Annotated in this window: 11 protein-coding genes and 2 pseudogenes; 11 read left to right on the top strand and 2 right to left on the bottom strand. The window is 72.3% G+C overall.

Features of this window, described 5'->3' with window-relative positions:
- Nucleotides 1-338: 338 nt before the first annotated feature.
- On the top strand, nt 339-842 hold the full coding sequence (locus Pflav_RS27335) for a hypothetical protein (RefSeq protein ID WP_173039314.1): 504 nt from the start codon (nt 339-341) through the stop codon (nt 840-842).
- Nucleotides 843-850: 8 nt separating this feature from the next.
- Here the strand turns inward: Pflav_RS27335 and Pflav_RS27330 are convergent, their stop codons facing one another.
- Entirely contained in the window at nt 851-1,069 is a 219-nt protein-coding gene (locus tag Pflav_RS27330; protein WP_173039312.1) for a DUF397 domain-containing protein, read from the bottom strand.
- 86 nt (nt 1,070-1,155) lie between these two features.
- On the opposite strand from Pflav_RS27330, the gene pepN reads away from it, so the two are divergent.
- From pepN to Pflav_RS46330, 10 genes and pseudogenes are all read left to right on the top strand, one after another.
- Nucleotides 1,156-3,609: an aminopeptidase N gene (pepN, locus tag Pflav_RS27325; RefSeq protein ID WP_173039310.1), complete on the top strand. Its 2,454-nt coding sequence runs from the start codon at nt 1,156-1,158 to the stop codon at nt 3,607-3,609.
- A gap of 59 nt (nt 3,610-3,668) precedes the next feature.
- Nucleotides 3,669-4,262 carry a nicotinate-nucleotide adenylyltransferase gene (gene nadD, locus Pflav_RS27320; protein ID WP_173039308.1) on the top strand — a complete coding sequence of 198 codons (594 nt, stop codon included), beginning with the start codon at nt 3,669-3,671 and terminating at the stop codon, nt 4,260-4,262.
- Between the two features lie 53 nt (nt 4,263-4,315).
- Nucleotides 4,316-4,699 carry a ribosome silencing factor gene (gene rsfS, locus Pflav_RS27315; RefSeq protein WP_173039306.1) on the top strand — a complete coding sequence of 128 codons (384 nt, stop codon included), beginning with the start codon at nt 4,316-4,318 and terminating at the stop codon, nt 4,697-4,699.
- Nucleotides 4,696-5,325 carry a histidine phosphatase family protein gene (locus tag Pflav_RS27310; protein ID WP_173039304.1) on the top strand — a complete coding sequence of 210 codons (630 nt, stop codon included), beginning with the start codon at nt 4,696-4,698 and terminating at the stop codon, nt 5,323-5,325. The genes rsfS and Pflav_RS27310 overlap by 4 nt, the downstream gene beginning before the upstream one ends.
- Nucleotides 5,326-5,360: 35 nt before the next feature.
- On the top strand, nt 5,361-5,765 hold the full coding sequence (locus tag Pflav_RS27305) for a hypothetical protein (protein WP_173039302.1): 405 nt from the start codon (nt 5,361-5,363) through the stop codon (nt 5,763-5,765).
- Between the two features lie 90 nt (nt 5,766-5,855).
- Complete coding sequence (locus Pflav_RS27300) at nt 5,856-6,692, top strand: DegV family protein (protein WP_173039300.1); 837 nt, start codon at nt 5,856-5,858, stop codon at nt 6,690-6,692.
- 358 nt (nt 6,693-7,050) lie between these two features.
- Nucleotides 7,051-7,881, top strand: a complete 831-nt coding sequence (locus Pflav_RS27295; protein WP_173039298.1) for a ComEA family DNA-binding protein — start codon at nt 7,051-7,053, stop codon at nt 7,879-7,881.
- Nucleotides 7,878-10,241, top strand: coding sequence for a ComEC/Rec2 family competence protein (locus Pflav_RS27290; RefSeq protein ID WP_173039296.1), 2,364 nt, complete (start codon nt 7,878-7,880; stop codon nt 10,239-10,241). The genes Pflav_RS27295 and Pflav_RS27290 overlap by 4 nt, the downstream gene beginning before the upstream one ends.
- Before the next feature lie 83 nt (nt 10,242-10,324).
- Nucleotides 10,325-11,299 (top strand): annotated as a pseudogene (gene holA, locus Pflav_RS27285) (DNA polymerase III subunit delta); the annotation flags it as partial.
- A gap of 95 nt (nt 11,300-11,394) precedes the next feature.
- Nucleotides 11,395-11,739 (top strand): annotated as a pseudogene (locus Pflav_RS46330) (hypothetical protein); the annotation flags it as partial.
- Nucleotides 11,740-12,380: 641 nt separating this feature from the next.
- On the opposite strand, the gene rpsT reads toward Pflav_RS46330, so the two are convergent.
- Nucleotides 12,381-12,647: a 30S ribosomal protein S20 gene (gene rpsT / locus Pflav_RS27275; RefSeq protein WP_173039290.1), complete on the bottom strand. Its 267-nt coding sequence runs from the start codon at nt 12,645-12,647 to the stop codon at nt 12,381-12,383.
- Between the last annotated feature and the right edge of the window lie 11 nt (nt 12,648-12,658).

The following is a 12,658-nucleotide window of genomic DNA, read 5'->3' as shown; positions in this document are numbered from 1 at the left end:
GTACGGGAGCCGCCCTGCTCCGGACATGCGAAACGGCCGCCCGGAGGGGCGGCCGTCGAGGTCTCGGGGTCTGCGTGAACGCGTGTTGGCCGCCCGTCAGGCGGTCCACCAGCCGAGATGCCGGAGCGTCGTACGCATGTGGCCACAGTAGCAGGGGGCCAGGTGCTGGCCCCTGTGTTGGCTCCTCCGGTGGGGCGTGGGGGTGGGCTTCACTGGGCCAGGTTCAAAGGGGCATGGCCGGCCCGCGGCGGGCCCGGACGGCGGTCGGGGCACGCGTCTCGGCTCGACCGGCCCCGCGCACTGGGCCGTGGTGGCCAGAGGTTCCGGAGGAGGGGGTCGTGGAGCTTCAGGAGTTCGTGCTGGTGGTGGCCGGTGTGCCGGGTAGGGCGGTCCTGCGGCCGTACGACGGGCTCGCCCCGACCCCGGGCCCGCGAGACGGCCTCGGCGCGGTGGTCGTGCGCCGGCAGGCGGCTGATCTCGCCGAGGCGGTCGCGGCGGCCGTGCGTGACGTCGAGTCGGCGGGGCTCCGTCCGCTAAGGGTCGCGGCCGGCGACTGGGTAACGCTCGCCGATGTCGCGGCCAGGATCGGGCGGTCCCGTGAGATCGTCCGCCTGTGGTCGGTCGGCCGGCAGGGGCCGGGTGGCTTCCCGCCACCGCTCAACCCCGGCTGCGACACGTCGTTCTACAGCTGGGTCGAGGTCGTGCAGTGGCTGCGCCGCCGGCTGGGCTATGACCTGCCCGAAGAGGAGCCGGTGCTCGTGGCGATGAACCTCGCGCTCCAGCTACGCCGGCTCGCGCCCCGGATCACCCGGATGGACGCGGTCCGCGAGCTGGTGGGGTAGGCGTCCGGTCACTCGATGTCAAACTCACCGTCCTGTGCGCCACCCACGAAGGCGTCCCACTCGTCCTTGGTGAAGACCAGCACGGGGCCGTCCGGTTCGCCGGAGTTGCGTAGGCCGATGAGGTCGTCGACGAAGGCGACCTCGACCGCGCTCTCCGAGTCGTCGTCCTTGGCCCGCTGCCACATCGCCCGGCTCAGGTCGAAGTCACCCTTGGGGTGCTGGGCCATCGCCAACTCCTTCTTTTCGGCCCTCGAGTGGCGAGGGCGGTTCGCGGGGGAAGGCTATACCGCACGTGATCGGGCAGGATGGGCGGATGCGTAGCCTCACCCGGGCCGAGGCGGCCGAGCGTGCCGAGCTGCTCACCGTCGAGTCGTATGACGTGGAGCTGGACGTGACCGGCGGTCCCGAGCGGTTCGGCTCCGCCGTCACGGTGCGCTTCCGCTCCGCCCGCGCCGGCGCCGAGACGTTCGCCGAGATCAAGCCGGCCGAGCTGCGGTCGGCCACGCTCAACGGCAGACCCCTCGACGTCTCCACGCTCATCGACAACCGCCTTCCGCTGACCGACCTCGCCGAGTTCAACGAGCTGGTGGTCGAGGCGGAGATGGCGTATTCCAACACCGGCGAAGGGCTGCACCGCTTCGTCGACCCGGCCGACGGCGAGACGTACCTGTACGCGATGTCCTTCCTGGACCACGCACAGCGCATCTTCGCCTGCTTCGACCAGCCCGACCTGAAGGCGCTGCTCACGCTTAGCGTGCGTGCGCCGGAGGGGTGGCTCGTCGCGGCCAACGGCGCGGACGAGGGTGACGGGCGGTTCGCGCCCACGCCGCCGCTGGCCACGTACTTCGTGTCGCTCGTCGCCGGTCCGTACCACGTGCGTCACGACGAGCACGACGGCATCCCGCTGCGCCTGCTCTGTCGGCGGTCGCTCGCCGCCCACCTGGACAAGGACGCCGACGAGCTCTTCGAGATCACGAAGGCGTGCTTCGACCGCTTCCACGAGCTCTTCGGCGTGCGCTACCCGTTCGGCAAGTACGACCAGGCGTTCGTGCCCGAGTTCAACGCGGGCGCGATGGAAAACCCCGGGCTGGTGACGTTCCGCGACGACTACATCTTCCGCTCGGCGGTGACCGAGGGCGACCGCGAGTGGCGGGCCGTGGTGATCGCGCACGAGATGGCGCACCAGTGGTTCGGCGACCTGGTGACCATGCGCTGGTGGGACGACCTCTGGCTGAACGAGTCGTTCGCGGAGTACCTGGGCGTGCGGGTGACCGCCGAGTCGACCCGCTTCGACCGCGCGTGGACCACCTTCGGGTTGCGGCGCAAGGCTTCCGGATACATCGCCGACCAGCGCCCCTCCACCCACCCTGTCGCGCCGGACGAGGTGGTCGACGCGGCGCACGGGCTGCTCAACTTCGACGGCATCTCGTACGCCAAGGGCGCCTCGGTGCTCCGCCAGCTTGTCGCCTCGCTCGGCGACGAGGCGTTCTTCGCCGGGCTGCGGGCGCACTTCGCGGCTCATCGGTTCGGCAACGCGACGCTCGCCGACCTGCTTGCAGTGCTCAGCGAGGCCAGCGGGCGTGACCTGCGCGGCTGGGCCGACCTGTGGCTGCGGCGAGCCGGCGTCGACACGCTGCGGACTGATGTGACCACAGTGGACAGACGGTACGAGAGCGTCCACATCGTCCAGACGGGTGCGCCCCGCCCGCACCGCATGGGAGTCGGTGTGTACGACGGGCCGGTGTTGCGCCGTCTCGTGCCGGTCGACGTCGAGGGGGAGCGCACCGAGGTGGCCGAGCTGGCCGGCGAGCCCATCGCCGACCTGCTACTGGTCAACTCCGGCGACCTGACCTTCGCCAAGGTGCGCCTGGACGCCGCCTCGGCCGCCGCCGCGCCGGGGATCCTGCCGGCGCTGGACGACTCGCTCGACCGCGCGGTGCTGTGGTCGACGACGGTCGACTCGGTGCGCGACGGCGAGAGCCCGCCCGCCGACCTGGTCGCGCTCGTGGTGACCGCGCTGCCGCTGGAGACCGAGCCCCTCATGGTCGAGGGGGTGCTGGGTATGACCGGCGACCTGCTCGACCGCTACCTCGACCCGGCGCGGCGGGAGATCGCGCTACAGCCGGTGGCGATGGCCTGTGACCGGCTGCTCGGCAGCGCGCCACCCGGCGGTTCGCTTCAGCTCGCGGCGGCGCGTGGGCTCATCGAGGCGAGCACCGACACGCGCCGCCTCGCCGGCTGGCTCAAGGGCCGGCACGTGCCCGAAGGGCTGCGGATCGACACCGACCTGCGCTGGGCGCTGTGCTACCGGCTGGTGGTGCTCGGCGCGGCCTACCCGGACCTGATCGAGGCGGAGCTGGCCAACGACCGGAGCGCGACAGGCGAGCAGTGGGCGGCCCGGTGCTGGGCCGCGCTACCCGACGCGTCGGCGAAGGAGCGGGCCTGGCGGGTCGTCATCGAGGACACGACGCTCTCCAACCGGCTTGTCGAGGCACACGCCGAGGGGTTCTGGCAGCCGGAGCAGGCCGACCTCACAGAGTCCTATGTGGATCGTTACTTCGCCGACATGCCGGCCGCCGCGCGACTGCGTACCCCCTGGGTCGCCGACCGGGTCGCGAAGAGCGCATTTCCCCGCTACGCCGTGGCGGCGTCCACCCGGGAGGCGGCCGCGACGCTGCTGGCCCGCGACGACCTGGAGCCGGGCCTGCGCCGGGTCGTGATCGACTTGGACGACGACCTGCGCCGGGCGCTCGCCGCCCGCGGATGATTCGCGGCGACCGGGCCCTTGTGGCTCGCGGCCGATCGGTAACGATCTACGATTCGGCCATGGCGGACGATACGCGGCGGATCGGCATCATGGGTGGCACATTCGACCCGATCCACCACGGCCACCTCGTGGCGGCGAGCGAGGTGGCCAACCGGTTCGCGCTCGACGAGGTGGTCTTCGTGCCCACCGGCGAGCCGTGGCAGAAGGGCGACGTCACGGTGAGCCCGGCCGAGGACCGGTACCTCATGACAGTGATCGCGACCGCCTCCAACCCGCAGTTTCACGTCAGCCGTGTCGACATCGACCGCGACGGCCCCACCTATACCGTGGACACCCTCCGTGACCTGCGCGCCGAGTACGGTCCGAAGGCCCAACTCTTCTTCATCACCGGCGCGGACGCGCTACAGAAGCTGCTGTCCTGGAAAGACACCGACCTGATGTTCGAGATGGCGCATTTCATCGGGGTGACCCGGCCCGGGTTCGCGCTCTCCGACGATCATCTGCCGGCCGACACGGTGAGCCTTGTGCAGGTCCCAGCGATGGCCATATCATCGACCGATTGCCGAGCGCGCGTCGCGATGGGCAAGCCAGTCTGGTATCTCGTCCCGGATGGTGTGGTGCAGTACATCGCCAAGAGGCGCCTTTACAGATGATTTGTCGCCTTTACCGTTGCCCGGCCGGTGAGCCGGTGTGAGAGGCTAGTCGAGTGAGTGCATCCGAGCGCGCCCGTGAGATGGCGCTGAGCGCCGCCCAGGCCGCCGCCGACAAAAAGGCGCAGGACATCGTCATCATCGACGTGGCCGATCAGATGGTCATCACGGACGCATTCGTGCTCGCCTCCGCGCCAAACGAGCGGCAGGTGCAGGCGATCGTCGACGCGATCGAGGAAGCCCTGGTAAACCTGCCGGAAAAGGCGAAGCCGGTGCGGCGCGAGGGCGAGCGTTCCGGTCGCTGGGTCCTGCTCGACTACGTCGACATCGTGGTGCACGTGCAGCACACCGAGGAGCGTGAGTTCTACGCCCTCGACCGGCTGTGGAAGGACTGCCCGACGATCCCGTTCGTGGATCGCGCGCTGGTAGAGGCGGAATGAGCCGCCTCATCGTCTGGCGCCACGGCAACACCGACTGGAATGCGAGTGACCGCGTCCAAGGCCAGACCGACACCGCCCTCAACGACCTCGGTCGGGAGCAGGCGGAGACGGCTGCCCCGCTGCTCGCCGGCTTCCACCCCGATGCGATCGTCGCCAGCGACCTGCGGCGCGCCGCCGACACCGCCGCCGCGCTGGCCGCGCTGACCGGGCTGCCGGTGCGCACCGATCCGCGGCTGCGCGAGCGTTCGTATGGGAAGTGGCAGGGCCTCACGATGGCCGAGGTGGCCGAGCGGTACCCGAGCGAGCACGCCCGCTGGCGGGCCGGCGAGCAGCCGGAGGGCTGCGACGTGGAGACCCTCGACGACCTCGGCAAACGGGTCGGCCAGGCGCTCCAGGACGCGGCCGACCAGACGCCCGGCGGCACGATCGTCGTGGCCACCCACGGCGGCGCGGCGAGGCAGGGCTGCGGCTTCCTGCTCGGCTGGTCGACCGAGGTGCTGCGCCGGGTGGGGCCGCTGCAAAACTGCCACTGGACCGACCTCGGCCACGATCCTGTGCGCGGGTGGTGGCTGCGGGCCCACAACGCGGGGCCGTCCGCGCATCGGCCCACTCCTTCTCCCGTGTGAGGAACCGCGTGCGGTTGGGTAACGTCGCATCTGGCATGGGTATTCGCCGCGCTCTTGTCGTCCTGGTGGCGGCTGCGCTGCTGGGCGGCTGTGCCGGCACCGATGACTCGTCAGGAGGTGACGCCGTGGCTCCGTCGTCGTCTTCCTCAGCCCCTTCTCCCTCAGCCTCGCCGTCGTTCCCGGAAGACCTGCCTACCCCCACGCCGTCCGGCAAGCCCTCAGGTGGTGGGTCGATCGAGGTGAGCGGCACGGTGGTTCAGGGCGTCGAGATGGGCTGCCGGCTGATCGACCAGTACCTGCTGATGGCCGGCCCCGGGATCAACAAGGAGGACCTGCGGATCGGCGCCCAGCTCACGGTCCGCGGGCAGGTGGAGCAGGGCATGATGACCACCTGCCAGCAAGGTACGCCGTTCGTGGTCACCGAGATCGTGTCGCGTTGACAGCCTGATCCGCTACCGTGCCCGCATGAGCGTGCGGAGCGAGCGTGCCGGCAGGTGGAGTGTCGGGCTCGGTGCGTTTGGTGCGGTGCCGTGAGCGTCGCGGTCGTCACCGATTCCACCGCATACCTTCCGGCCGGGCACGGCATCACCGTCGTCCCGCTCACCGTCGTGATCAACGGTGTCGAGGGCCGCGAGGGCCTGGACGCCACCTCTGCGGAGGTGGCCCGGGCGCTCAGCGCGCGGCGGGTCGCGGTGACGACCTCGCGGCCGTCGCCCGAGGTGTTCGTCTCCACGTACCGCCGCCTGCTCGACGCCGGCGCGACCGGCGTCGTGTCGGTCCACCTGTCCGCCGAGTTGTCCGGCACGTTCGAGTCCGCCACCCTCGCCGCGGCGCAGGTGGGGGAGCGCCTCGCGGTGGTCGACGCCCAATCCACGGGCATGGGCCTGGGCTTCCCGGCGCTCGCGGCCGCCGCAGCCGCCGCCGAGGGCGCTGACCTGGATGGGGTACGCGGAGCAGCCGCCGACGCCATCGACCGCACCACCACGCTGCTGTACGTGGACACGCTCGAGTTCCTCCGCCGTGGTGGCCGCATCGGCGCGGCGTCGGCACTGCTCGGCACCGCGCTGTCGGTCAAGCCGATCCTGCTCGTCTCCAAGGGCGCGATCGTGGTGCGCGACAAGGTCCGGACCCCCAGCCGCGGCGTGGCCCGCCTGGTCGAGCTCGCCGTGGAGACCACTGCCGAGTCCGATGTGGACATCGCGGTGCACCACCTGGGCGCCGCGGAGCGGGCTGCGGCGCTGGCCGGCGCGCTGGGCGAGCGGCTGGGAGAGCGCCTACACGAGCGGTACATAACCGAGGTGGGCGCGGTGGTCGCGGCCCACGTCGGCCCCGGCCTGTTCGGCGTCGTGGTGCACCGCCGCGCATAGCAGATCGGCGCTTGATCAGGGCGTTTTCCACAGGCGCCCGCGCCGTCCACAGCGGAGGCCGCCGCCGCCACGCGGGCCCGTGGCTCGCGCATAGCGTCGCGGCGTGCAGGGGGCATCAAGGGACGAGCAGAGCGCGGTGCGGCAACGCCTGCACCGCCTCAAGGCACGAGCGCAGGCGGGTCGGCAGGCCATCACACCGCCGGATCTCCCACCGCCGGCCATCCCGCCAGGTCGGGCGGCCGTTCCCCGGCCTACCATTCCGCTGCCGCGCGCGGCCGCCTCGTCGCGCGGGCCTGTGCTGGCCGATCATGAGCTGCCAGGCTCTTCGCCGGCGGTCTCGGGAGCTGGTGGCCATCCGGTGCCTGCTCTTCCACGGGCGGCGGTTGGCGGTCCGTGGGACGGTGGGCGGGCCGTGCCTGGCGGCCCGCCACCTCCGGCGCTGGCGGGCGGGTGGGACCGCGACCCGTTCACCGGCGACGGCGAGCAGGTCGGCGACGGTCGCATAGGCGGTCACCCGGAAGGGCGTGACGACGATCGGCCTAGCCGGGCCGGCGGCGGGTCGGCGTTCGATCCGGGCCGGCGGGGCGTGCGGTCACTGGCGGCCGTGGCCGCTGTCGTCGTGCTCATCGCCGCGGCGATCGCCTGGTATTCGCGGCCCCGGTCCGAGCCAGTGGCGGCCGAGCCCGTCCCGGCCGCGACCGGCGATGCCCCGCAGGATCGAGCGACGGCCGCCGCCAGTGGTGGTGGTGAGGTCGTGGTGGCGGTTGCCGGCAAGGTCCGCAAGCCCGGTCTCGTGCGGCTCCCCGAGGGTTCCCGCGTGGCCGACGCGCTGACCGCGGCCGGTGGCGTGCTCCCAGGCACCGACATCGCGTTGCTCAACCTCGCCCGCAAGGTGACCGACGGCGAGCTGATCCTCGTCGGCGTGACCGCGCCGCCCGGCGACCCGGCCGGTGGTGTGCCGCCGCCCGAGGGGGCGACCGGCGGTGGCGCCGCAGGCGGCAAGGTCAACCTCAACACCGCCACGCTCGCGCAGCTCGACTCGCTGCCCGGCGTCGGTCCGGTGCTCGCCCAGCGCATCCTCGACCACCGCGAGAAGAGTGGCCCATTTCGGACAGTGAGCGACCTCCGGCAGGTCGACGGCATCGGCGACGCGCGTTACGAGCAGCTAAAAGAGCTGGTGACGGTATGAGCACGCGGGAGCCGGCCGGTCCAGACACCGCACGGCTGCCCGACCTACGGCTGGCCGGTCTGGCGGTGGCGACCTGGCTGTCCGCGCTAGCCGCTCTCTATGTCCCGGTGCGCGGTGCCATCGTGGTCGCCGTGGTCGCCGCCCTGGCCGCTGGGGCGACGGTCCTGGTTATGCGGCGGCGAGCGGTGCCCTACGGCTGGGTGGTCGCCAGCGTGCTGCTCGGCGCGGTGTGCGGCGGCGCCGCGACCGCGGCCCGTGTGGCCACGCGAGACGCCGAGCCGATCGCCGCGCTGGTCCGCGACCATGCCCGCGTCGATGTCGAGCTTGTCGTGCGGGACGACCCGCGACCGGTTCGCTCGCTCGCCGGGCGCCCCCAGACGTACCTTGTCGCTGCCTACCTCCGCGGTGTGCGGCCGGCGGACGGGTCGATCGCGGTGCGGGCGCGGGTCCTGGTCCTCGCCAGCGATCCACAGTGGCGCGACCTCCTGCCGGGGCAGCGGTTGACGGCGACCGGGCGGTTGCTCCCGGCCGGCCGTGGTGACCTCAGCGCGGCGATGCTTTCGGCCACCGCTCCGCCCGTGCGGCACGGCGAGTCCTCCTGGGCGCAGCGGGCCGCCGGGACGCTCCGCGCAGGTCTCCAGCGCGCCTGCGAGCCGCTGCCCGACGCGCCCGGCGGCCTGCTGCCCGGCCTCGTGGTCGGGGACACCAGCCGGCTGGATCCGGCGGTCGACGACGACTTCCGCACCACCGGTATGACCCATTTGGTAGCTGTAAGTGGCGCCAACGTCGCGATCGTGATCGGCGCGGTACTGCTTGTCGCGCGCTGGGCACGCGCGGGTCCATGGCTCTCGGCGGCTCTCTGCGGCGTGGCGCTCGCCGGGTTCGTGATCCTCGCACGGCCGTCGCCCAGCGTGGTCCGGGCCGGGGCGATGGGCGCCATCGGGTTGATCGCCCTCGCCAGCGGGCGACCGCGCGCGGCCGTGCCGGCGTTGGCCGCGGCAGTGACCGTGCTCGTGGTGTGGGATCCCGAGCTGGCCGGTGACGCCGGGTTCGCGCTCTCGGTCCTGGCCACGAGCGGCCTTCTGCTGCTGGCGCCGCGCTGGCGGGACGGGCTGCGGCGGGCGGGCGTGCCGGCCGGGGCGGCGGAGGCACTTGCCGTTCCGGCGGCAGCGCAGTTCGCCTGCGGGCCGGTCGTCGCCGGGCTCTCCGGCACGGTGAGCCTCGTTGCCGTCCCCGCCAACCTGCTCGCCGTGCCCGCGATCGCGCCCGCCACGCTCCTCGGCGTCGGTGCGGCGATCGTTTCGCCGGTCTGGCCAGCTGGTGCCGCGTTCGCCGCGTGGCTGGGCGGGTGGCCGGCGTGGTGGCTGGTGATGGTCGCGCGGTACGGAGCGCGGGTGCCCTCCGGCGCCCTTCCGTGGCCCGGCGGGGTGGCCGGGGCGCTGCTGCTCGGCGTGCTCTCGGTGGCCTTCCTCGTCGCGGCCCGCCGCCGGGTCGTGCGCCGGCTCGCGGCGGTCGTCGCCGTGGCGGTGGTCATCGGCGCGCTTCCAGTACGGCTCGTGGCGTCGGGCTGGCCACCCGCGGGATGGTTCGTGGCGGTCTGTTCCGTGGGGCAGGGTGACACGGTGCTGGTGCCCGTCGGGCCGGGGCAGGCGGTGGTGATCGACGCGGGACCGGAGCCGGTGGCGGCCGACCGCTGCCTGCGGCGCCACGGTGTGCGGGCGGTACCACTGGTGGCGGTCACCCACTTCCACGCCGACCATGTGGGCGGGCTCGACGGTGTCCTCCGTGGACGGTCGGTCGGCGCGGTGGTGACCACGGCGTGGCCCGAGCCGGCGTACGGGCGGGATCTCGTGATGCGCTCCGCCGCGGCCAAGCGGGTGCCGGTCGAGGCGGTGACGGTGGGCTGGTCGCGCGTGGTGGGGGAGGTACGGGTCGAGGTGGTCGGGCCGCCGTACGAGATGCGTGGCACCCGCTCGGACCCCAACAACAACTCCCTTGTCGTGCGCGTCTCGGCCGGCGGGCTGAGCGTGCTGCTGGCCGGTGACGCCGAGAGTGAGGAGCAGCGCGCCCTGCTCGACAAGGTGGGTGCCACAGGTGTCCGCGCCGACGTCCTCAAGGTCGCGCATCATGGCTCCGCGTACCAAGATCCAGAGTTCCTCGACGCGGTGGATCCCGCGCTCGCACTCGTCTCGGTGGGAGTGGACAACGGATACGGCCATCCGAGCGAGTCGGTGCTCGGCCGCTTGGCGCGCGGCGGGGCGCGGGTGCTGCGCACCGATGTGGACGGTGACCTAGCCGCGGTGCGTACGGGTACCGGAGAGCTTGCCGTCGCGGTCCGAGGACGCGATCCACCGTGGTGATTTGTCCGCTTTGGCGGTGAGCGATGCGACGGCGACCCGATCGAGTGAGCGAACGCGATACGCCAACGATCAGCCGTGCCAGTATGGGCTGCGTGACTTCAGGAGCCACCGACTTGATCGTGCTCGTCTCTGGTGACGAGGAACTTCTGGTCACGCGGGCCGTGGCCCACGCCGTCGAGACAGCACGAGCGGCCGATCCCGGTGCCGACGTGCGGGAGTACGAGGGTGGCGCGCTGAGTCCTGGCGAGATCGCGGAGATGACGAGTCCCTCGCTCTTCGGCGGGCGCCGTGTGCTCGTGATCCGCAATGGCCAGGACGCCAAGAAGGACCTGACGGCGGCACTGCTGGCGTACGCGAAGCAGCCCGACCCCGACGTCACGCTGGTGGTCACGCACCCGGGCGCGGCCAAGGGCAAGGCGCTCGCCGACGGCCTGAAGTCGGCCGGCGCGACCGTGGTCCAGGCGATGAAGCTGAAGGGCAACCGCGAGCGGGTGGCGTTCGTGCGCGACGAGTTCCGGCGGCTGGGTGCCCGGTGCACCGATGACGCGGCGGAAGCACTGCTCGCCGCCGTCGGCAATGACCTGCGCGAGCTAGCGGCCGCCTGCTCGCAGCTCGTCGCCGACACCGACGGGCGGATCGGCGCCGACACCGTGGCCCGGTACTACCGGGGCCGCGCCGAGGTGAGCGGCTTCACGGTCGCCGACGCGGCGATGGTCGGTGACGTGCCGGGCGCGCTGGAGGCACTGCGGTGGGCGCTGCACGTCGGCGTCGACCCGGTGCCGATCGCGGACGCCATCGCCGACGGCGTGCGTACGGTGGCGAGGGTCGCGTCGGCTGGGCGCGGCAGCGCGTACCAGCTCGCGAGCAGCCTCGGCATGCCGGCCTGGAAGATCGAGCGCGCGCAGCGGCAGGGTCGCGGCTGGAGCCCGGAGGGCCTGGTCGACGCGATGCAGGCGGCCGCGGAGTGCAACGCCGAGGTCAAGGGCGGCTCCGACGACCGGGGGTACGCCTTGGAACGCGCCATCTTCGCGGTGGCCGCCGCGCGGCAGGGCGGCTCCGCCCGAGCCGGCTCCGGGGCGGCCTCACAAGGTGCGGCGGCCGGTGCCCCGACGGGTGCGGCCAGGCCGGGTGCGCGGCGAGGGAGTGGGAGTCGATGAGCAAGCAAAGTGCGACGCACGCGTCCGAGCCGGTGGCGGAGGTGCGATACCGACCGCTGTACGCCCGGGCGCTGGGCCTGCGCCACCTCCACCCAGGCGGCATGCTCTGCTTCGTCTACCTTGAGGGCTCGGTCGCCATCGGCCTGCTCTTGGCGCTGGCCGAGCTGGTGAGCTGGTGGGTGGTGTTGGTCCTGCCGGTGTCGGTCGCGCTGATGGTGAAGGTCAACGACCTGGTGGCCGGTGCGGTGGCACGTTCGACGGCGCGGATGCCCGAGCGCGAGCGGGAGCGGCTGCGGCGAGAGGTCATCGCGTTCATGCCGATGGCCGGGCACGCGTCGGTAACCACGCAGCGCAGGAAAGCCACCTCGGCGCAGCGAAAAGAGGCCGTTGCGGCACTGACCGCGCCGACCGTTCTGCTAGCAAGCCTGGCAAGCCCGGCAGAGCAGCACGAAGACTCGCCCGAGCGGCGCGACGCAAACGACGGCCAACAAGAAGACGCGGTCGAGCGGCGCAACGCGAGCGGCGGCCAGCCCGAAGACGCGGGCGAGCGGCGCGACGAGAGCAGTGGGCAGCGCGAAGACACGCCCGAGCTGCACGAGAAGGCAAGCGGCCAGCGCGAGGACACTCCCCAGCGCGAGGACACGCCCGCGCGCGAGGAGACGGCCGGCTTGACCGAGCCGACCGCGCAGCTCCCCGTCCTGACCAAGCCGGACCGGGACAGCGATCCCGCGACGGGGCGGAAGGACACGGCTGGGCGGTACGCGGCGGCGGGGCGCTACCTGGACGCGGCCTGGCGGCAGCACGCCTACGCGACGGCCCACCACACCGAGCAAGCCGATACCACGAGCCAGCGCGAGCGCCAGTCAGCCAGTCGCCGGTACGAGTAGCCGCCGGCCGGTCAATCTCGGGCAAAAGGGGCAAAGCAACGGGCACCGCTCATGGAGCGCTTCGGCTCCGGCGGTGCCCGCAGGTGGTGCGAGTGTCAGGCGGCCAGCGACTGGAGGCGCTTGGCGATCGCCGACTTGCGGTTGGCGGCCTGGTTTTTGTGGATCACGCCCTTGCTGACGGCCTGGTCCAGCTTGCGCGAGGCGTCACGCATGAGGGCGGCGGCGGTCTCGTTGTCGCCAGCCTCGCTCGCCTCGTTGAACTTCCGGATGGCGGTCTTCAGCGACGACTTGACCGACTTGTTACGCACCCGGCGCTTCTCGTTCTGCCGGTTGCGCTTGATCTGGGACTTGATGTTCGCCACGCGACAGCCTC

Source organism: Phytohabitans flavus, assembly GCF_011764545.1.
Lineage (GTDB): Bacteria > Actinomycetota > Actinomycetes > Mycobacteriales > Micromonosporaceae > Phytohabitans > Phytohabitans flavus.
Note: the sequence above shows the minus strand (reverse complement) of the source record. Positions and strands in the feature narration are given on the sequence as shown.

Coding starts and splice junctions, on each gene's coding strand:
- Pflav_RS27330 (WP_173039312.1), bottom strand. CDS start 1,069: ATGGCCCAGCACCCCAAGGGTGACTTCGACCTGAGCCGGGCGATGTGG.
- pepN (WP_173039310.1), top strand. CDS start 1,156: ATGCGTAGCCTCACCCGGGCCGAGGCGGCCGAGCGTGCCGAGCTGCTC.
- nadD (WP_173039308.1), top strand. CDS start 3,669: ATGGCGGACGATACGCGGCGGATCGGCATCATGGGTGGCACATTCGAC.
- Pflav_RS27310 (WP_173039304.1), top strand. CDS start 4,696: ATGAGCCGCCTCATCGTCTGGCGCCACGGCAACACCGACTGGAATGCG.
- Pflav_RS27305 (WP_173039302.1), top strand. CDS start 5,361: ATGGGTATTCGCCGCGCTCTTGTCGTCCTGGTGGCGGCTGCGCTGCTG.
- Pflav_RS27290 (WP_173039296.1), top strand. CDS start 7,878: ATGAGCACGCGGGAGCCGGCCGGTCCAGACACCGCACGGCTGCCCGAC.